The sequence below is a fragment of the Dietzia cercidiphylli genome, from assembly GCF_039531545.1.
GTDB classification, from domain to species: Bacteria; Actinomycetota; Actinomycetes; order Mycobacteriales; family Mycobacteriaceae; genus Dietzia; species Dietzia natronolimnaea.
This window is the reverse complement of record NZ_BAAAQG010000012.1, coordinates 18,374-37,218: the sequence shown is the minus strand read 5'-3', so window position 1 is coordinate 37,218 and position 18,845 is coordinate 18,374. Positions and strand designations below refer to the sequence as shown.

Here is an 18,845-nt window from a genome sequence, read left to right as displayed (position 1 = left end):
GCGACGAGGACGACGGCGGCGGCGACAGTGCGGAGGATCATGGCGGACTCCCGATCGGCCTCCGGGCGACCCTCGTCGTCCGGGGTCACCCTATTGTGGGCCCGCCGACGACCGCCTGTACAGCCCCCGGGTCAGAGCAGTTCGAGACGCCGGCCCATGTCGGAGACGAAGACCCCGTGGGGGTCGATCCCGCGGCGCGTGGCGATCCACGAGTCGATCTGCGGGTACATGGCGTGGAAACGCTCGGCCGGGACCCGCGAGTCCTTGGCGGTGTAGAGCCGGCCGCCCATCGACATGACCTTGGCGTCGAGCTCGTTGACGAACGCGTTCAGGCGGTCGTTGATGGGGAAGTCCACGCACACGTTCCACCCCTCCATGGGGAACGAGAGCGGGGCCTGGTTGCCGGGTCCGAAGAGCTTGAACACGTTGAGGAACGAGTAGTGGCCCGACCGCTGGATGTCGCCGATGATTTCCTTGAACCCGTCGACCGCCCCGGGCGGGACGATGAACTGGTACTGCAGGAAGCCGTCGGACCCGTACGCGCGGTTCCACTCCCCGAAGAGATCGAGCATGTGATAGAAGGCCGGGAGGGTCTTGATCTTGTTCCGCGAGGTGCCGCCGAGGCGGTAGTAGACCTCGCCGATGGGGCCGAAGGTGAACTTGTTGGCCAGACCGTTGGGGAACACGTCCGGGAACGTGACCAGCGGCTTGGCGTTCATGGCCAGCGGGTCCTTGGCGAGCGTGGGTGCGTATTCCTCGAGCTGGGCCAGCGTGGCGAGCGACCCGCGGGAGACGGCGGCGCGGCCGAGCTTGGGCGGCGCGCTGATCGCGTCGAACCACGCCGAGGAGTAGGTGTACTTCGACTCGGAGCCGTCGGTGTGCAGCGCGATGGTCTCGTCGAGCGAGGCCGTCTGATCGGAGTCGGCCAGGAAGAAGGCGGTCTCGGTGCGGGTCATGGCGATCCACACCTTGAGGACCACGCCGGTGAGGCCGTTGCCGCCCACCGTGGCCCAGAAGAGCGTGCCCCCGGGGTCGTCGGACGTCCCGCCGGGCTCGAGGGTGAGGACCCGGCCGTCCGCGACGAGCAGCTCCATCCGGGTGACGTGGTTGCCGAACGACCCCGCCGAGTGGTGGTTCTTGCCGTGGATGTCGTGTCCGATCGCCCCGCCCACGGTGACCTGGCGCGTGCCCGGCAGGACCGGCACCCACAGGCCGAACGGCAGGGCGGCGCGCATGAGCTGGTCCAGGTTCACACCGGCGTCGACCACGGCGAGCGCCTTCTCGGCGTTGAGCTCGTGGATGCGGTTGAAGCGGCTCATGTCCAGCACGAGGCCGCCGGAGTTCTGCGCGCTGTCCCCGTACGAGCGGCCGAGTCCCCGGGCCACGACCCCGCGCCGCAGGTGTGCGGGACCGGAGGCGTTGGCGTCGTTGACCGCCGCGACGGCCGCCGAGATCTCCTCCACCGAGCGCGGGGTGAGCACATGGCTCACGGCCGGCGAGGTGCGTCCCCAGCCGGTGAGTCGCTTGAGTTCGGTGTCCAGGGCGGACTCGGCCGGGGGGGTCTGCTGCGTGGTGCTCACCCGGTCGAGGTTACCGCTCGCGGGCATCGAACCCATGCCGCAGCGGCCCGGCGTGACGCGCACGACCCTCCCGCGGGCATCCGCGCCCGCGCCTGACCGCCCGTGACACAGTCGCCCCCGGCGGTGAACTGGCGCCTGCGCAGCGGGACGGGCCGGACGCCATCGACGGGGGCGCTCGTGTGGGAGAGAGCGCCGCAGGACGTGCCCTAACGGCTCCCGGGCAGGGGTGGGGTGACGGGGCCGAACGGCCACGGGTAGTCGCCGAACGCGACCCCACCGGCGATCGTCCCGGGCACTCCCGGGACCGCCACCTGAGGGGTGGTGCGCATCGTGGCCAGTCGATCCAGGGAGGTGAGGCGGGTCCCGGGGCTGAGCTCATAGTCGCGCGGGTTCGCGCCGACCCAGCCGGTGCCCGCCTCGACGTCCAGGTAGACGGTGGGGGGCAGGGCGACCCCGGCGATCGCGTACTTGGCGTGGGTGGGGGTGTCGAGCGGGGACCCGATCCGCTCCAGCCTCTCCCAGCGGCACGAGGTGCGGTAGTAACCGAGGATGCCCACGCAGAACGTCTCCACGCCCACCACGCGGTAGACCTGCACCCCGGGTGCGAGTTCGCCACCGCGGGACGAGCCGGCGAGAGCCGATCCCGCATCGAGAAAGCCGGCGCCGGCGTCGTACGAGCCCAGCGCGGCCACGCCCAACGACCCCCACGGGCTCTCCGGCGGCGGCGTCGCAGATGCCGGTCCGATGCCCGCGGTCACTCCCAGGGCGAGCGCGGCGGCCGCCAGTACCGCGGCTGTGCGTGTCCGGTGGGGGCCCCTCATGTCCGTGGATCGTCCGTCGCCCGACCCGCGTTACGCGTGGCACCTAACCGGCGTCGCCTGTCCGGGGCGCTCCCCCGGGGCTGGTTCGGACGCGGGACGAGACGTCTTCCCCGACTCGCGCGCCTGGTCAGCGGCACCCCGTGGTGAACGGCACGCCGCGGGCGCGGTCGTCGACCCAGTCCAGCGCCGGTCCGACCGCTGTGTAGGCGGCGAGGACGTGTTCACCGGCGACGGGCGTGTACTCCACGTCCGCCCCCGCCACGCACCACTCGTCGGCCAGCCTGCGGGCGGTCCACTCGGGGATGAAGGGGTCCCCGGGCCCCTGGGAGGATCCGGGACCGGGACCGATCGGGACCGTCGCGTCGCCGTGCCATACCTGCACCGGCCCGGTGGGGACCTCACGGGGATCCGCCCCGTGGGCGGGGTCGGCCCGGCCCAGCCGGTTCCGGGCCAACACCTCCCGCACCGTGGGGTCGGTCCGGGGGTCGACGTCGGTGAGCGTCGACAGGGGGAAGGGCGCGAGTCCGCCCGCCGTGTTGGCGGCCGCGCAGGCGTCCCGGAGGTGGTGCGCCACCACGTCACCGGTGTCGCTGAGTAGCGGGTACAACTGCGGGTACTCGCGGGCCAGCCCCAGCACGGCGGCTCGGTAGAGGCCGGAGGCGAGGTTCCCGTCCATCGTGTCGACCAGGTCCGCGTAGTCGGCGGGGACCCCGCCGACGGAGGATCCGACCAGCACCCCGGTGAGCTCGGGCGCGTACACCGGCTGGAGTTGCGCGGCCCACCCCGTGGCGATGCCCCCACCGGAGTAGCCCACCTGGACCACGCGCGCGTCGGCGAACAGCGGGCCCGGGCCGCCGGGCGGGACGAAGTCGCGGGCCGCCCGGATCCCGTCCAGCACCGCACGCCCGTTGGCGCGCCCCGCGGCGTATGCGGCCCTGGGGCCCTGGAAGTCCGTGATCACGAGTCCGTAGCCACGGTCGGCGAGGATCTGCAGGAAGGGCGGCAGTTCCAGGTTGAACTCGTGGGGCAGGACGTGCGAGGGCATGCACGTCAGCCCCAGCGAGTCGATCGTGACGTTGAACGAGACCAGCGGTCGCGGATCCGGCCCGGGCCACGGCGTGGCCGGTTCGATGATCGTGGACACGATCTGCTGCGGGCGGTCGTGGGAGTCGGAGCTCTGGACCAGGACCTGCCACCCGCGGCCGAAGTTGCGCACATTGTGCGGAGGGATCGTCACCGGCCGTGTGGCCAGGACCGTGCCGGGCGCGGTGCGGGGGTCCACCTCGGGCGGGGAGGAGTACCAGGGGTCCGGGGAGGGGCTCGGCAGGTACCGCTCCGGGGTCCGCTCGTGGGGTGGGGCCGGACGGAACGCGGCCAGGGGATCGGGCGGGTCGGCCGAGAGCGCGCTCGGCGGTCGATCCACCGGCCCGGGCTGGGCGACGGCGGGGGAACCCGCGACCACACACGCCGCCGCGAGAACCACGGTGGCGATCACGGTTCCGGGACGAGAGGGGTGTCGCGAGAACATGCGCGTACCGTAGCGCGGACGATCCCGGTGGCCCCGGAGATCGGTACGTCGGGTGTGCGACGAAATGCCCGACCCGCGACGTACGCTCCTCGAGTGGGCTCCACGATGATCGAGATCGGCCCCGCCCTCGCGGTGGCCGTCGTGCTGTTCGTCCTCATCGGGGCCGTGGTCGCCTGGTTGGGGCGGACGGGGTTGGAGCGCGAGGTCCCGTGGGCCTCGATCCGCGCCGCGCTACAGCTCATCGTCCTCGCCCTCGTCATCGGCTACGTAGCCGACCGTGTGTGGCTGGTCGGTGTGTTCGTGCTCGTGATGGCGACGACGGCATCGTGGGCGGCGGCGAGACGACTGGCCCAGCGCAGCGCTCCGCGGACGGTCACACCCCGGGCCACGGTGCGCGACGCGCTGTGGTGCGCACTCCCCGTCGCGGTGCCTCCCGTCGTGGTGGTGGGTGGCCTGCTCGCCGCGGGGGTGGTGCACCCGAACGGTCTGTCGATCATCCCCGTGGTGGGCATCTACATGGGCAACGCGATGGCGATCGTCGGGTTGGCGGGGCGGCGTGCCCACGATGAGCTGGACGCGCGCCACGGTGAGGTGGAAGCCGCGCTGTCGCTCGGGTTCACCGACTACCCGGCGAGGATGATGGTGTGCCGTGAGGCCGCCGCGACCGCACTCTCCCCGTCATTGGACCAGACGCGGACGATCGGCCTGGTGACCATCCCGGGGGCCTTTGTGGGCATGGTCCTCGGCGGCGCCGAGCCGTGGCAGGCCGGCGTCATGCAACTGTTCGTCTCGACCGGGATCCTCGCCTGCGGCGCGATCGCACTGGTCGTGACCACCGCGCTGGTGGCCTCGGACCGGTTGTAGGGCCGAGGGACGCCTCGCGCGCGACATCCATGCCCGGCCGGTGGGCCTCGGTGGACGCCGCGCGCGAGAGCGGCGTATCGGCCTCGCCTCAGGCGGAGCCGCGCGTGGTCGGCGTCGAGAGGACCACGCGACCGGTGGGTGTGCACGACGGCGCCGCCGGGCGACGGTTGGGCGTGCGCAGGGGGGAGGACGTCGGGATCGCCCGCCCGGTCGGCGTGTAGGAGAACACGGTCGGCGCGGTGTTGAGGGTCGGGTTGCGGTACTGGGACACGGGGTTCCTCCTGGTCGTCGGGAGAAGGATCGACGACGGGCCGCCACGGGCGGTGCCGACGGGTCCTTCCGGCGATGCGGTGCGGAGGCGACGACGGCTCACCCGGGGGAGTGGCGCGGACCTGGTGGTGTGGACGCCGTGAGGAGATGGGGTGGCCGGAACTGATCGCTCCTGCGGAATCGAACGCTTTCGGCGGAGGTGCCGCCCGTCTGTTCGACCAGAGGCGCGCTGGTGGGCGCGCGATGGAACGACAATGGCACGTCCGGCAGACGAGCACAAGTCGTCGTGCCGGTGTTCGTGCGGGGCGGCCGGGACCTACGCTGTCCTGGTGAGTACACCTACCGGCGGCGCGGACTTCCCGGACGATTCCGTCCTCGACTCCCTGCGCGGGGCCGTCGATCCTCTCGAAGCCCGACACGAATCCGATCCGGCGCGACCTACCGACCTGAAGACGCAGGTCACCAGGTTCTTCGTGACCGGTGTCCTGTCCGCGGTCGTCGACTACGGCCTGCTGCAGTTGTTGATGCTGTTCGGTCTGGGCTACGGACCGGCCAAGGCGCTGTCCTTCGTGGCGGGCACCCTCACGGCGTACTCGCTCAACCGCCGGTGGACGTTCCAGGCCGAGCCCTCCCGCGCCCGCTTCGTCGCCACGATGGGCCTGTACGCGCTGATGTTCGGCGTGCAGTGGGGCCTGTTCATGCTGCTGGTGCCGTGGTTCCACGGCCTGGGCTGGAGCACCTTCTGGGCCACGACGATCGGCTACGTCATCGCGCAGGGCGTGGCCACGGTCACCAACTTCATCGTCCAGCGGACCGTGATCTTCCGGGTGCGCTGACCGCCCTCCCGGGTTACCGCCCGGCCGGGGTTAGCCTGGACGGCGCGTCCGGGCCACCAGCCGCCCGGGAGTGAGACGACCTCCGCACCGATTCCCCAGGAGCACCCGCCACATGGACGCCACCACCGTGACAGCCGCAGGTGCCGACGCCGGTTCCGCCCCCGACGAGCGCGACCTGCTGTTGCAGCGCACCCTGTTCTCGGGCCCGCGAAAATGGGTCAACGACGACCTGTACTCGCGGATCGTGCGGGGGGTCGTGCGCCGCACGCGCGCCGAGGTGCACCTGGACGCCGGGGCCGTCGTCGACACCAACACCTACTTCGGCCGGTTCGAGGCCTCCTACTGGCAGCGCTGGACCACGGTCACCAGCCTCACCGTGCGGGTCGCGGTGGAGTCCGAGGGGCGACTCGACGTCCTGGTCCGCGCGTCCGACATCGGGTCCCACGTGCGCACCGTGGACGTGTTCCACCACCACGGGGACGGCATGGCGGTGTTGCACGTACCGGTGGACACCTTCGTCGACGGCGGCGCGATGTGGCTGGAGTTCCACGCCGTGGACGCGGCGGCGACCGTGTCCGAGGTGACGTGGAGTGTGACGACGACGAGCCCGGCCCGCCGCGCGGCGGTGGCCATCTGCACCTTCAACAGGGCGGACGACTGCGCCGCGACCGTCGACTCGCTGGCCTCGGACCCGTTGGTGGCCGAACTCATCGACGACCTCTACGTGACGGATCAGGGCACCGACCTGGTCGAGACGCGGGAGGCGTTCCGGCGCGCGGCCGGGGAGTTCGGCGAGCGGCTGCACTACCTGCGCCAGCCCAATCTCGGCGGCGCCGGCGGGTTCAGCCGCGGGATGTTCGAGGCCACCGCCCCCGGGTCCACCGGGCCGGTGGACGTGCTGCTCATGGACGACGACGTGAGGGTCGAGCCCGAGACGGTGTTGCGGCTGTTCGCCTTCGCGGCCGTCACCCGCGAGCCGATGCTCGTCGGCGCGCAGATGCTGTACCTGTTCAACCCGGACTACCTGCTGGTCTCGGCCGAGCGCACGCAGCTCGACCAGCTCGAGGGCGGCCTGGACGCGGACGAGTTCGCCCTGCGCGACCAGTCCGTGGTCGAGAACCGGCAGGAGCGGCGGGTGGACGCCGAGTACAACGCGTGGTGGTCCTGCCTGGTGCCCGGGGAGGCAGTGGAGAGGGTGGGGCTGCCCCTGCCGTACTTCTTCCAGTGGGACGACATCGAGTACGGGTTGCGGTGCCGACAGGCCGGGATGCCCACCTGCACCCTCCAGGGGGCGGCCGTGTGGCACGCCGACTTCTACTGGAAGGACGGCGACGACTTCGGTCAGTTCTTCTCGATGCGGAACTCGCTGACCACCGCCGCCCTCCGCCAGGGGATCGACCCGCGCGCGATGGCCAGGGTCCTGGGCCGGAGCGTCCTGCGGGCGCTCGTGGCCATGCAGTATGGCCTCGCCGCCACCCGCATGCGCGGAATCGAGGCGTTCCTCGACGGCCCCGACGGTGCCCACGGCGTCGGCGACGGCGGGCAGGCCGCCCTGGCCGCGATCCGCGCCGAACGCGCGGGATACCCCGAGACGGCCAAGCTCGCCGTCGACGCCCTACCCGCGGGGATCAGGGTGGAGCGCAAGGTGGGGATCCCCCGAGAGGACCGCGAGGACCAGGTGCTGGTCAAACGGCTGCTCGTCCAGAAGCTCGGACGGCAGCGCGGCGGCGTCGTGGCCGTCCCCTACGAGGACGCGGCCTGGTGGCACGTCTCGCTCTTCGACGAGGTCTACGTGACCGACGCCTCCCAGACCGGGGTGCACCACCGCAAGGTCGACCCGCAGCGGGTCACGGAACTGCAGAAGCGCCTGGCCGCCCTGCTCGCGCGGTTCATCCGCGAGGCCCCCGCGGCCCAGGAACGGTGGCGCGAGGCGCAGGCCCGCCTCACCACGCGGGAGAACTGGGCGCGGCTGTACGGGGTGTAGGGGAGTTCCCCTTCGCCTGGTGTCCGGTTCCGGCCGGGTGGCCCGGCTACAGTCCGGAGAGATCCCGGTGGACGACGTAGTTCCGGTGGTCGGTCGTGCCGAGCAGGTACTCGGCCTCGAGGCCGTAGGCGCCCCACCGTGATCGCGAGGTCCACTCGATGGCGTGCTCGTGGGCGATCCGGTGGAAGTTGACCATGTAGCCGCCCTCGAACAACGTCAACAGTGTGTACCCGCCGGGGTAGGCCTTGGTGGCACCAGTCTCGACGAAGTCGACGCCCGGCGCCCGGTCCGGCGCGGTCCGGCGTGCACGGTGAGTGTGCCCGGCGCCCATGAGAAAGACCCCCGGTGCGTGGGCGAGGTGGGTCTGCAGCGTGATCGAGTCCGACTGGTTGAGGACGAACCCGCGCTGGCCGACGTTCGTCCTGGCCGCTTCTTCCGTCACGGGGTGATGCGCGAACAGGATGGTCGGCCGGTCCGGGTCAGCCTGGAGTGTGGAGGCGATCTGATCCATCTGCCCGGGCAGGATCTCGCCTCCCGACGCGTCGAGCATGCAGCTGTCGACGCCGAGGATCCGCAGGTTCCCGACATCGGTCGTCCACAGTTCCTGACGCGGGACGAACTCGGCGCCCCACACGTCCCGGTGATCGGCCGTCCCGTCGAGCACCGGGACGCTCTCGTAGCCGGCGCCCGGGTCCTGTGCAGGACGGTGGGGCCGGTCGTGATTGCCGCGCGTCACGTTCCAGTCGACGCCGAAACGGCCGTAGCCGTCCATGATCCGGCGGAAAGTCTGCACTTCAGCGGGGCGTGCCTCGTCAGTGCAGTCTCCGTTGACGATGAGGGTGTCGGGACGTCGCGCGCGCAGTTCGGTCAGTGCTCCGACGAGCATGACCTCCGCGTACGGAGGCAGACTCTGCCGCTGCGTGATCGGCGTCGGCATGTCGTTGACGATGATGCCGTGGCGCGTCTCGCCGACATGGGTGTCGTTGAGAATCGCGATCGTGGAGATGCGGCGGCCCGACGGCGGCGTGAGAGTGGTGACCCTCCCGGTTCGCTCCGGCGACCACGCCTGGTTGGTGCCGACGAGAGACGCCTGCGCCCGGACACCGTGAGAGCGGCATTCGAACGCGTACTCGCGGCCGGGTTCGAGGCCGGTGATCGTGACGAGATGGACGCCGCGCGGAGCGGCGTCGTAGTGCACCACGCGTAGAGGGCCACGGGCATCGGCTGGGCCGAGCAGGACCTCGGAGTCGGCGGGCACGGTCTGCTGTTCGGGTCCGTACGGCAGCCGGGGGCCGTGGAGAGTCGCCCAGGAGAAGGTGACCGACGTGTCGGTCACCGTCACTACCTCGAGATCCGTCGCGACCATTCCGCCGTGCAACCCCGAGGGGACACCGGAGGTGGATCCCGGGCTGGAGCCCCAGTAGCCGAGCACGTTCGCTGCCGCCCCTGGTGCCCCAGGTGGCTGCGCGCCGGCCGCGCCACCACCGAGGAGCATGGACCCGGTCGCCCCGAGGCCGACGGCGAGGGCTTGACGGCGGGTCATCGGAGACCGGGGGTCCATGAGGCTCGAGCCTATCGGCACAAGAATCCTTATTCGCGTCATCGGAGTGACGTGGTTCCACGCGGACCCGGGTTCCTCTGGACCGCCGCCGGACTCGTCGACCGCCTCAGCCTGCCCATGTACGGATGTCATCCACAGGCCCCGTCGGTCCACAGGCACGCCCACCAGGGCACCTCCACAGCCCGGGGCCGACGGTGGCGTGCAGCACTGTGTCCGGTATGGACACTCTCACTTCCTTCCCGACTTCCCCGGCCGGTGGCGGGCCCGCCCCGCAGGGCCCGGAAGGGCTGCCACCGGGGCCGTTGACGACCGCCGAACTCGCCGCGGCCGTTCCCGATCCACGGGACCGCGGTCGCTACGTTCGGATCTGGCACGGGATCTACCGCCGGGATGACCAGGTGGACGACCTCCGCCTGCGCAGCGAGGCGCTGGCCAGGAACTGGCCCGAGGGGGTCTTGCGTGGGCGCAGCGCTGCGCTGCTGTGGGGGGACGACTCGGCTCCGGCCGATGCGCCGCCCGAGATCTGGCTCCCGGCCACGCGTCGGTCCCGCGAGGGACGGGTGTACCGCTACGGCGCGTTGCCACCGGCCTCCGTCACCGAACTGGGCGGGATCCGGGTCACCACGCCGCTGCGCACCTGCCGGGACCTGGCCTGCGATCTGAAGCTCGAAGACGCGGTGGTGGCGGTGGAGAGGGTGTGTGCGGCAATCCCAGGACTGGCGGGGCTGCTCGCGGCGGCGGCCGGGCACCCGTCCGGCCGGGGGGCCCGCCGGTTCGCGGACGTGGTCGCCGCGGTCGAGCCGCGATCGGGATCCGCGGAGTCGACCCGCGCCCGGCTCCGGTTGGCGGAGGCGGGGTTCGGCGGCTTCTCCGAGGGGAACACGATCAGGATCGCCGGGCGTGAGGTGTCGCTACCGCTGGCCGACCCGGCCGCCCGGTGTGTGGTGGTGTTCACGGGCGGGTCGAGGGGCCCGCTGGACGGGGTCGCGGCCGAGCGCTACCGCGCGGCGATCCGCCGTGCGGGCTGGTCGGTCATCGTTGTCCGGGGGCCGGCCGCTCCGGGAGGCGCTCGACGCCCGGCCCTGGGCGGCGCGCGACCGTGTGGGCAGGCCCCCGACCCGGGTGTGGGTGGCGTGCTCCCGGCGCTGCGGTCACTGTGGCCGGGGGCCCTGCTGCTCCCACCGCTTCCCGGGGAACCGGTCGCCGACCCGCTCGGGATGTGGGCCGGTCGGAGCGCGTAGTCGCCGGTCAGCGGGTGTAGTCGGTGGCGCGCTCGTAGCGGGCGTGATCGTCCCAGACCCTGCGCAGCAGCTGTTCGAGTTCCCAGACGTCGCCCTCGGAGCCGAAGTACTTCCGGTCGATCGACTTGAGCTTGTCCTCGTTGTCGAGGATCTTGGCCCACAGCTTGGCGCGCTCGACGGGGTCGTCGGTGAAGTTCTTGTTGAGGTACTCGTGCGAGTGCCGCTTGAGGTTGCCGAGCACGGTGAGCGCCTTGCCGGCCGGGCTCACGAGGGAGGCCACGACGGTGACCACGAGTACGGCCACGATGACGCCCAGTGACAGGTAGGTGGGTACCTCCACCACGTCGACGTGCTCGCCCTGGTTGATGAACGGCAGGTTGTTCTCGTGCAGGGCGTGGAGGATCAGCTTGACGCCGATGAAGCCGAGGATCGCCGCGAGGCCGTACTTGAGGTAGACGAGGCGGTCGAGAAGACCGTCCAGCAGGAAGTAGAGCTGGCGCAGACCGAGCAGCGAGAACGTGGTCGCGGTGAAGACGATGAAGACGTTCTGGGTGAGGCCGAAGATCGCGGGGATCGAGTCCAGCGCGAACATGATGTCGGTGCCGCCGATCGCCACCATGACGATCATCATCGGCGTCATGACCTTCTTGCCGTTCTCGATGGTGAACAGCTTGTCGTGGTCGTAGTGATCGGTCGCCGGGATGAACTTCTTGGCCAGGCGCACCACGACGTTGTCGGCGTCGTCGTCCTCGTCGTCCTCGGCCAGGAGACGGCCCGCGGTGATGATGAGGAACAGTCCGAACACGTAGAACAGCGCGCTGAACGCGTTGAGCAGCGCCGCGCCGACGAAGATGAACCCGGTCCGGGCGATGATCGAGAACACGATGCCGAACAGGAGTGCCTTCTGCTGTCCCGCGCGCGGGACCTTGAAGCTGGTCAGCAGGAGCAGGAAGACGAACAGGTTGTCCACCGAGAGCGCCTTCTCGGTGATGTAACCGGCGAAGTACTCGACGCCCATCTGGTTTCCGCCGAAGATCCACACGAGGAAGCCGAAGACGATCGCGATCCCCACGTACATCGCCGACCAGATGGCCGACTCCCTGAGCGTCGGGATGTGTTCCTTGCGAACGTGGAAGAAGTAGTCGAACAGGAGAAGTCCGACGATCAGTCCGACGGACAGCGACCAGGCGAGCGGGGTGGCTCCCAACGGGATTCCTTTCCGAGGAGGGCCGGGGACCGGATAATCCTACGCGCCTCGGGCCGGATCGCCTGCGGTCAGCTCTTCCGTCGGATGAACATCGTGTGCTGCGCCTCCACGACCGTCGTGCCGCGGCTGTCGCTCACCACCGCGGTGTGGACGACGCTGGTGCTCGGATGGTCGGCCAGTCGCTCCCGGATGGCGTCCGCCTCCGGGCCGGGGACGTCCACCACGCACCGCAGTCGGCCCCGGCCGGGGGCTCGGAAGTCGATCGTCGCGCTCTTGGTCCACACCTGGTACCCGCCACCGAGCTGCCCGGACAGCAGGGCCCCGTAGAGGACGTCGGTCGCGGCGAACAGTGCGCCGCCGAACGCGGTGCCGTTGGTGTTGGCGGTCCACGGTGCGACGTGCATGCTCAGCTCCCCGCGGGTCCAGTCCGGGGCGATGTGCCGGATGCGGATCCCGGACCCGAGCAGAGGGGGGTACAGCGAGGCCAGCAGGGGGAACGCGCGGGGACTGGAGGTGTAGCGGTGCAGCAGGGTCTTGGGCACGCGCCGATCCTAACTTACTCGTGAGTCAGTTCCGGCCCACGGTCGAGCGGGCGCACGGAGGCGGGCCTGCGGGGCAGGGTGCCCGACGAGGTCTCTGGACAAAAAGAGGGTCCCTGTCTAGACAAACGGCTACTTTTTGTCTAGATTTGACGCTCTAGGTGGCGTGCGACACATGCTGCCGGGTTCGATCAAGGGAGTCTTGTGATGCACACCGACCTACAGGCAAGGGAGACCGCGGCGCAGCCGTACCCCTGGACTGACGGCAAGCGATACCTGTGGCTGCTCGGGCTCATCCCCGCCGGCGCCCTGTTCATCTCTCTCGGGTTGTTCTCGTGGTTCTCCCACGCCGGGTGGGGCACCGCCGCGGTCGTGGCGTGGTTCGTCGCCCCCTTCGTCGTGTTCGTCTTCATCCCCCTACTCGACATGGTCGTCGGGGTGGACGGTCGGAACCCGCCGGAGGAGGTCATCGAACGCCTGGAGGCCGACCCGTTCTATCGGTGGTGCACGTACCTGTACCTCCCGGTGCAGTACGCCGCCCTGATCGTCGCCTGCTACCTGTGGACCGCGGACGACCTGTCGTTCTTCGGCCACGAGGGCGGGCTGGGTCTGGTGGCCAAGATCGGCGTCGCCTGGGCCGTGGGCATCGCGGGGGGCATCGGCATCAACACCGCCCACGAACTCGGACACAAGATCCAGAACTCCGAGAAGTGGCTGTCCAAGATCGCACTCGCCACCACGGCCTACGGGCACTTCTACATCGAGCACAACCGCGGTCACCACGCCCGCGTCGCCACCCCGGAGGACCCGGCCAGCTCGCGCCTGGGCGAGTCGTTCTGGGCCTTCCTCCCGCGGAGCGTCATCGGTTCCCTCATCTCGGCCTGGGAACTGGAGAAGAACCGTCTCGAGCGCCTCGGCAAGTCACCGTGGACCCTGCGTAACGACAACATCAACGCCTGGCTCATGACGCTGGTCCTGTTCGGCGGCCTCACCGCCGCCTTCGGACTCGAGGTCCTGCCCTGGCTGATCCTGCAGGCGGTGTACGGGTTCAGCCTGCTGGAGGTCGTCAACTACCTCGAGCACTACGGACTGCGCCGCAAGAAGCTCGACAGCGGCCGCTACCAGCGGTGCCGGCCCGAGCACTCGTGGAACTCCGACCACCTGGTGACCAACATCTTCCTCTACCACCTGCAGCGTCACTCGGACCATCACGCCAACCCGATGCGCCGCTACCAGGTGCTGCGCACCACCGACGACGCCCCGCAGTTGCCCGCCGGGTACGCCGCGCTCATCGTGGTGGCCTACTTCCCGCCGATCTGGCGCAGGATCATGGACCACCGGGTGCTCGACCACTACGAGGGCGACGTCACCCGGGCCAACATCCAGCCGTCCACGCGGGAGCGGATCCTCGCGCGCTACGCCGACCCGTCGGCCACCGGCACGAGCATCGCGACCACCCGGTCCTCCGCCCCGGCCGCCACCGCTTCTGCCACCACCGCGACCGCCGTCCTGGATCCCGAGCCCGACGTGGACGCCGTCCGCGGCGCCGTCTCGCCGATCGGCACCTATGCCTGCCCCAACTGTGGCCACCACTACGTCGAGTCGCTGGGTGAGCCGCGGGAGGGCTTCGCCCCCGGCACGCCGTGGTCGGCGATCCCCGACGACTGGCAGTGCCCGGACTGTGGCGTCCGGGACAAGGTCGACTTCGTGCCGGTGAGCTGATACCGCCAGGCCGTGACACCCGTGTACCCAGTGTTCCAACCAGGAGGTTTCCCATGAAGATCGCGATCGACCCGGACCGGTGCGAGGGGCAGGCGGTGTGCGTCGGCCTCGCCCCGAAGGTCTTCGCCCTGGGCGACGACGACGAGGTGGTGCGCCTGCTCGTGGAGGAGGTCCCCGAGGAACTCCAGAAGAGGGCTCGCAAGGCCATCGAGAAGTGCCCGATGGCGGCGCTCCGCGAGGCCGGGTAGGCCGTCGGCCAGAGCTCTAGGCCGCCGGCCAGGCGGAGGGGTCCCGACCGGTACGCGCGAGAGCGGCGTGCCGGGGCGGGACCCCTCCGCTGTCGAAGCCCGGTAGCGGCGCGGAGAACAACTCCGGGGCCGGGTCGTCGGCGAGATCGGTCCGGACGAAGTCGAGGACGGCGCGTTCGAGTTCGTCGCCCCACGGCAGGTCGACCCCCTGGGAGACCGACAGGTCCCAGGCGTGGACGGCCAGATCGAAGGTCTGCTGCGCGAGATAGTGCACCATCGGCGCCCGACCGTAGGAGAGGTGGACCTCGTCGTCGGTGGGGGTTCCCCGCCACGCGGCGGCCACCGGCGCGCGCAGGGTGTGCCAGAAGGCCACGAGGTCGGGGCCGCTGGCCCCGGTGAGCCGACGGAGCGGTTCCTCGAGGTCCCCGGCCACCTCGTCGACCGTCCCTCCGGCCAACAGTCCCGGGACCCACATCTGCTCGTCCACGACGTGGGCCAGCACCTCACGGGCGGTCCACTCGCTGCACGGGGTGGCGGCGTCCCAGTCGGTGACCATCGGCAGGACCCGGTCGTACAGGTCGGCGGCCCGGGACTGCAGGGCGATCCAGTCGGTCATGGCTTGTCGAACCGCTCGCCCGCGCCCAACCGCTGCAGACGCAGCCACTCGCGCAGGCCGGCCGGGTCTCGTCTGGTGACCAGGAAGTACCAGCCGAAGCGCAGGATCTCCTGCGGGATGAGGCGCCGGTTGCCGGGCTGGGTGAGCACGTAGCCGCGGTTGCGGTAGGTGAAGTGCCGCTTGACCGGGTCGTCGGGGAACTGGGTGTGCATGCGGCCGCCGAGGATCGGTTTGAACTCGTCCGACCCCTGCGGGTGCAGGTACGCGGTCGTCAGACACGTGCCGAAGGGCAGTCGGGAGCGCACCAGGCGCCGGTGCATCTCCACCTCGTCACCGCGGATGAACAGCCGCAGGTCCGGGACGCCCACACGGTCCAGGCAGTCCGCGGTGAACAGCGCCCCGTTGAACAGGGAGGCGATGCCGGGCAGCAGGTCGGTGTCGGTCCGGGAGGGGCCGGCGGCACCAGGGACGCCGGCACCAGGGTCACCGGCACCGCGGTCGCCGCCCTCGCCGTCGGCGAACAACTCGCTGCGCCAGCGTCGCCACACCACGCCGCGGCGCAGCGGGAAGGCGAGGCGGTCGGGCTCGGCGAGGTCGCACACCACCGGCGAGACCTCCGCCAGCCCGTGGCGGTCCATGCAGGCCATCAGCGTGGCCAGGACCTCGGGCCCCTCGGGCCTGCCGTCGTCGTCAGCGCACCACACGAGGTCGGCGCCGGTGGCCAGCGCGTGCAGCATCCCCAACGCGAATCCGCCGGCGCCGCCGAGGTTGTGCCTGGAGCCCACGTAGGTGGCCTCCACGGGCTGTGACTCGACGAGCTCGCGCACGGCCTGCTCGTCGGCGTTGTCCACCACCACCAGGTGGTCGATCGGCCGGGTCTGCCCGCACACCATCTCCAGCGAGGCGCGGAGTTGGTCGAGCCGTCGGTGGGTGACGACCACGGCCACGACCCGCCGGGAGTCCGCGCCGGACTCCGCGGCCCCGCCGGCCGCGCCGGACCCCTCAGCACTCACGCGTCATCCTCTCCATGTACGCGGCGATCGACCGCCCGGCCTCGGGGCCCTCGTAGGCGGTGACGATCTCCTCGATGCTGCCGCGCTGCCGGATGCGACCGTGGTCGATCCACATCGCCGAGTCGCACAGCTGCGCGAGGAATTCGTTGGAGTGGGAGGCGAACACCAGCATCCCGGATCGGGAGACCAGGTCGGCCAGCTTGATCCGCGCCTTCTTCATGAACTCGGCGTCCACCGCGCCGATGCCCTCGTCGAGCAGGAGGATCTCGGGGTCGATCGAGGTCACCACGCCCATCGCCAGCCGGACGCGCATCCCGGTCGAGTAGGTGCGCAGCGGCATGTCCAGGTAGTCGCCGAGCTCGGTGAAGTCGGCGATCTCCTCGACCTTGGCCTTCATCTGCTTGCGCGTCTGTCCCAGGAACAGGCCGCGGATGATGATGTTCTCGTACCCGGTGATCTCCGGGTCCATGCCCACACCGAGGTCGAAGACCGGCGCCACGCGCCCCCTGATCCGGGCGGCGCCGCGGGTGGGCTCGTAGATGCCGGACAGCAGCCGCAGCAGTGTGGACTTGCCGGCACCGTTGTGCCCGACCAGTCCGATGCGGTCCCCCTCCCGGAGGGAGAGGGTGATGTCCCTGAGGGCCTCGACGACGACGACGTTGGACGAGTTCCGTCCGATCGCGCCTCCGGCGGAGCCGAGGACCGCCTTCTTGAGGGAGCGCGACTTGGCGTCGAAGATCGGGAAGTCCACGCACGCGTCCACGCAGTCGATGGACACGCCGCCGGGGGTGGGTGTGGCGGGGCTCATGGGATATACCTCCTACACCCAGTACGGGACTCGGGAGCGGAACCGGCGCAGTGCGACAAAGGCGAGGATGAGCCCCACGGCCGTGCAGGCCAGGACGATCCACCAGTGGTACGCGGCGACGGGCTGGCCGATCATGGGGGCGCGCACGATCTCCAGGTAGTGGTAGAGCGGGTTGAGCTCGGCGATGCGCGCCCGGTCCGCGATGTCCCCGCCCTGCTCGTACAGCGTCTGCGTGGTCCACACGATGGGGGTCATGTAGAACAGCAGCTGAACCATGGAGTCCAGCAGGGGCGCGATGTCGCGGAAGCGGGTGGCCAGGATGCCGAACAGCATCGCCACCCAGACGCCGTTGACCATGAGCACCACCAGGCCGAGGACGGCCAGCAGCAGGTCCCAGCCCAGCGGTCGCGGGTAGATGAGCATCAGCACGACCCAGATCACCAGGTTGTGGCACAGGAACAGGAACTGCCGCCACACCAGCCGGTAGACGTGGACGCTGAGCGCGCTGGGCAACTGCTTGATCAGGCCCTCGTTGGAGATGAAGACCTCCGAGCCCTCCTTGATACAGCCGGAGATGAAGCCCCAGAGGATCAGGCCCACGGTGACGTGCGGGAGGAACTCCGCCAACGGGATCTGGAAGAGGATCGAGTACAACAGCCCCAGCGCCGTGGCCATGACGCCGGTGGCGATGGTGATCCACAGCGGCCCCAGTGTGGAGCGGCGGTAGCGCTGCTTGATGTCCTGCCAGCCCAGCGAGAGCCACAGCTCACGCTGGCCCAGCCCCTGGCGGAGGTCGGCCACGGCCCGGCGGAAGGTGTGGGAGTCGCTGACGATCTCACTGCGGACGCGCTCGTCGGGGAGCGTCGCCGAAGCGGGGTCGGGAGTGGGCTGGTCCTGCACGAAGGCGAAGCCTACTAGAGGTGTGGCCGGTGGCAGCCCCGCAGACAGGGCGCGTACACATGAGTGATGACGACCAGTACCCAGATCCAGCTCGTCAGCCGTCCCCGCGGCTGGCCGACCCATGACGACTTCCGCACCGTCGTCGTCGACCTCCCCGACCTCTCCGAGGGCGAGGTGCGCGTGACCAACGAGTTCCTCTCCGTGGACCCCTACATGCGCGGCCGGATGAACGAGGGCCGCTCCTACATCCCGCCGTTCGAGCTGAACGAGACCATGACCGGCGGCGCCGTCGGGCGTGTCGTGGAGTCCCGCTCGGACGCCCACCCGGTCGGGGCGGTCGTGATGCACGACCTCGGCTGGCGGGACGTCGCCCAGGGCGACGGCCGGCAGTTCCGGGTGGTGCAGGAGATCGAGGGCGTTCCCGTCTCGGCGTACCTGGGGATCCTCGGGACCACGGGCCTCACGGCCTACGTGGGGCTCCTGCACATCGGGCGCTTCCGGAAGGGCGAGTCCGTCTTCGTCTCCGGCGCGGCCGGTTCCGTGGGTTCGGCCGTCGGGCAGATCGCCCGGCTCATGGGCGCCTCGAAGGTCGTGGGCTCGGCCGGGAGTGCGGAGAAAGTCGATAAGGCCACCAGCAGCTACGGTTTCGACGCGGCCCTCAATTACAAGGACGGCCCGGTCCGCACGCTCCTGCGCGAGCACTTCGGCAGCGCCGACGGCGAGGGGATCGACGTCTACTTCGACAACGTCGGCGGGGACCACCTCGAGGCCGCGCTGGACCTGATGAACGACGACGGTCGCCTGGCGCTGTGCGGGGCGATCAGCTCGTACAACGCCACCGAGCGGTCGCCCGGCCCGGACAACCTGTGGCACGCCATCACCCGCGGGCTCACCCTCCAGGGCTTCACCGTCAACAAGTACATGCACCTGTTCAAGGAGTTCGCGGAGAAGGTCGGGCCGTGGGTGGCCTCGGGCGAGATCGTCTTCGACGAGACGGTGGTGGAGGGCATCGACAACTCGGTCGACGCGTTCCTCGATCTCATGCGCGGGGCCAACGTCGGGAAGATGCTGGTCAAGATCTGATCCGGAGGGTCAGTCCGGGCGCGG

General features: G+C 70.4%; 18 protein-coding genes. 7 read left to right on the top strand and 11 right to left on the bottom strand.

Annotated features, from left to right (window positions below):
- Positions 1 to 131: 131 nt before the first annotated feature.
- The 3 genes from dprE1 to ABD250_RS12530 form a co-directional block, all read right to left on the bottom strand.
- Positions 132 to 1,580, bottom strand: coding sequence for a decaprenylphosphoryl-beta-D-ribose oxidase (gene dprE1, locus ABD250_RS12540; protein WP_182659396.1), 1,449 nt, complete (start codon positions 1,578 to 1,580; stop codon positions 132 to 134).
- A gap of 206 nt (positions 1,581 to 1,786) precedes the next feature.
- Entirely contained in the window at positions 1,787 to 2,401 is a 615-nt protein-coding gene (locus tag ABD250_RS12535; protein WP_182659397.1) for a hypothetical protein, read from the bottom strand.
- A gap of 127 nt (positions 2,402 to 2,528) precedes the next feature.
- Positions 2,529 to 3,929 carry a lipase family protein gene (locus ABD250_RS12530; protein WP_344392567.1) on the bottom strand — a complete coding sequence of 467 codons (1,401 nt, stop codon included), beginning with the start codon at positions 3,927 to 3,929 and terminating at the stop codon, positions 2,529 to 2,531.
- Between the two features lie 93 nt (positions 3,930 to 4,022).
- Here ABD250_RS12530 and ABD250_RS12525 point away from each other — a divergent pair, with 93 nt between their 5' ends.
- Positions 4,023 to 4,793, top strand: coding sequence for an ABC transporter permease (locus ABD250_RS12525; RefSeq protein ID WP_338404227.1), 771 nt, complete (start codon positions 4,023 to 4,025; stop codon positions 4,791 to 4,793).
- A gap of 88 nt (positions 4,794 to 4,881) precedes the next feature.
- Here the strand turns inward: ABD250_RS12525 and ABD250_RS12520 are convergent, their stop codons facing one another.
- Positions 4,882 to 5,064, bottom strand: coding sequence for a hypothetical protein (locus tag ABD250_RS12520; protein ID WP_182610805.1), 183 nt, complete (start codon positions 5,062 to 5,064; stop codon positions 4,882 to 4,884).
- Positions 5,065 to 5,392: 328 nt separating this feature from the next.
- Here ABD250_RS12520 and ABD250_RS12515 point away from each other — a divergent pair, with 328 nt between their 5' ends.
- The gene (locus ABD250_RS12515) at positions 5,393 to 5,899 is read left to right on the top strand and encodes a GtrA family protein (protein ID WP_338404226.1); all 507 of its coding nucleotides are present in this window, start codon (positions 5,393 to 5,395) and stop codon (positions 5,897 to 5,899) included.
- A gap of 112 nt (positions 5,900 to 6,011) precedes the next feature.
- Positions 6,012 to 7,883, top strand: coding sequence for a glycosyltransferase (locus ABD250_RS12510; RefSeq protein WP_182659178.1), 1,872 nt, complete (start codon positions 6,012 to 6,014; stop codon positions 7,881 to 7,883).
- A gap of 46 nt (positions 7,884 to 7,929) precedes the next feature.
- Here the strand turns inward: ABD250_RS12510 and ABD250_RS12505 are convergent, their stop codons facing one another.
- Positions 7,930 to 9,426 (bottom strand): metallophosphoesterase family protein, encoded by a 1,497-nt coding sequence (locus ABD250_RS12505; protein WP_182659177.1) that lies wholly within the window; start codon positions 9,424 to 9,426, stop codon positions 7,930 to 7,932.
- 236 nt (positions 9,427 to 9,662) lie between these two features.
- On the opposite strand from ABD250_RS12505, the gene ABD250_RS12500 reads away from it, so the two are divergent.
- The gene (locus tag ABD250_RS12500; RefSeq protein ID WP_344392563.1) at positions 9,663 to 10,685 is read left to right on the top strand and encodes a hypothetical protein; all 1,023 of its coding nucleotides are present in this window, start codon (positions 9,663 to 9,665) and stop codon (positions 10,683 to 10,685) included.
- A gap of 7 nt (positions 10,686 to 10,692) precedes the next feature.
- Here ABD250_RS12500 and ABD250_RS12495 read toward each other — a convergent pair whose 3' ends face one another.
- Together ABD250_RS12495 and ABD250_RS12490 are read right to left on the bottom strand one after the other, a co-directional pair.
- Positions 10,693 to 11,892 carry a TerC/Alx family metal homeostasis membrane protein gene (locus ABD250_RS12495; protein WP_095717090.1) on the bottom strand — a complete coding sequence of 400 codons (1,200 nt, stop codon included), beginning with the start codon at positions 11,890 to 11,892 and terminating at the stop codon, positions 10,693 to 10,695.
- 68 nt (positions 11,893 to 11,960) lie between these two features.
- Positions 11,961 to 12,434 carry a DUF4442 domain-containing protein gene (locus ABD250_RS12490; RefSeq protein ID WP_017837455.1) on the bottom strand — a complete coding sequence of 158 codons (474 nt, stop codon included), beginning with the start codon at positions 12,432 to 12,434 and terminating at the stop codon, positions 11,961 to 11,963.
- Positions 12,435 to 12,638: 204 nt separating this feature from the next.
- On the opposite strand from ABD250_RS12490, the gene ABD250_RS12485 reads away from it, so the two are divergent.
- Positions 12,639 to 14,153: a fatty acid desaturase gene (locus tag ABD250_RS12485; protein ID WP_182658088.1), complete on the top strand. Its 1,515-nt coding sequence runs from the start codon at positions 12,639 to 12,641 to the stop codon at positions 14,151 to 14,153.
- Positions 14,154 to 14,206: 53 nt separating this feature from the next.
- Entirely contained in the window at positions 14,207 to 14,401 is a 195-nt protein-coding gene (locus ABD250_RS12480; RefSeq protein WP_095717092.1) for a ferredoxin, read from the top strand.
- 16 nt (positions 14,402 to 14,417) lie between these two features.
- Here the strand turns inward: ABD250_RS12480 and ABD250_RS12475 are convergent, their stop codons facing one another.
- From ABD250_RS12475 to wzm, 4 genes are all read right to left on the bottom strand, one after another.
- Positions 14,418 to 15,017, bottom strand: a complete 600-nt coding sequence (locus ABD250_RS12475; protein ID WP_182658087.1) for a maleylpyruvate isomerase family mycothiol-dependent enzyme — start codon at positions 15,015 to 15,017, stop codon at positions 14,418 to 14,420.
- A complete protein-coding gene (gene glfT1 / locus ABD250_RS12470; RefSeq protein WP_241730517.1) occupies positions 15,014 to 15,910 on the bottom strand; it encodes a galactofuranosyltransferase GlfT1 in 897 nt (298 codons plus the stop codon). Before glfT1 ends, ABD250_RS12475 begins: the two co-directional genes overlap by 4 nt.
- Positions 15,911 to 16,019: 109 nt before the next feature.
- Positions 16,020 to 16,838, bottom strand: a complete 819-nt coding sequence (gene wzt, locus ABD250_RS12465; protein WP_182658086.1) for a galactan export ABC transporter ATP-binding subunit Wzt/RfbE — start codon at positions 16,836 to 16,838, stop codon at positions 16,020 to 16,022.
- A gap of 12 nt (positions 16,839 to 16,850) precedes the next feature.
- A complete protein-coding gene (gene wzm, locus ABD250_RS12460; RefSeq protein WP_182658085.1) occupies positions 16,851 to 17,738 on the bottom strand; it encodes a galactan export ABC transporter permease subunit Wzm/RfbD in 888 nt (295 codons plus the stop codon).
- 66 nt (positions 17,739 to 17,804) lie between these two features.
- Between wzm and ABD250_RS12455 the strand changes: the two genes are divergently transcribed.
- Complete coding sequence (locus ABD250_RS12455; protein ID WP_182658084.1) at positions 17,805 to 18,821, top strand: NADP-dependent oxidoreductase; 1,017 nt, start codon at positions 17,805 to 17,807, stop codon at positions 18,819 to 18,821.
- Positions 18,822 to 18,845 lie beyond the last annotated feature (24 nt).

Coding starts and splice junctions, on each gene's coding strand:
- ABD250_RS12535 (WP_182659397.1), bottom strand. CDS start 2,401: ATGAGGGGCCCCCACCGGACACGCACAGCCGCGGTACTGGCGGCCGCC.
- ABD250_RS12530 (WP_344392567.1), bottom strand. CDS start 3,929: ATGTTCTCGCGACACCCCTCTCGTCCCGGAACCGTGATCGCCACCGTG.
- ABD250_RS12510 (WP_182659178.1), top strand. CDS start 6,012: ATGGACGCCACCACCGTGACAGCCGCAGGTGCCGACGCCGGTTCCGCC.
- ABD250_RS12505 (WP_182659177.1), bottom strand. CDS start 9,426: ATGACCCGCCGTCAAGCCCTCGCCGTCGGCCTCGGGGCGACCGGGTCC.
- ABD250_RS12500 (WP_344392563.1), top strand. CDS start 9,663: ATGGACACTCTCACTTCCTTCCCGACTTCCCCGGCCGGTGGCGGGCCC.
- ABD250_RS12485 (WP_182658088.1), top strand. CDS start 12,639: ATGCACACCGACCTACAGGCAAGGGAGACCGCGGCGCAGCCGTACCCC.
- ABD250_RS12480 (WP_095717092.1), top strand. CDS start 14,207: ATGAAGATCGCGATCGACCCGGACCGGTGCGAGGGGCAGGCGGTGTGC.
- ABD250_RS12475 (WP_182658087.1), bottom strand. CDS start 15,017: ATGACCGACTGGATCGCCCTGCAGTCCCGGGCCGCCGACCTGTACGAC.
- glfT1 (WP_241730517.1), bottom strand. CDS start 15,910: ATGGTGTGCGGGCAGACCCGGCCGATCGACCACCTGGTGGTGGTGGAC.
- wzt (WP_182658086.1), bottom strand. CDS start 16,838: ATGAGCCCCGCCACACCCACCCCCGGCGGCGTGTCCATCGACTGCGTG.
- ABD250_RS12455 (WP_182658084.1), top strand. CDS start 17,805: ATGACGACCAGTACCCAGATCCAGCTCGTCAGCCGTCCCCGCGGCTGG.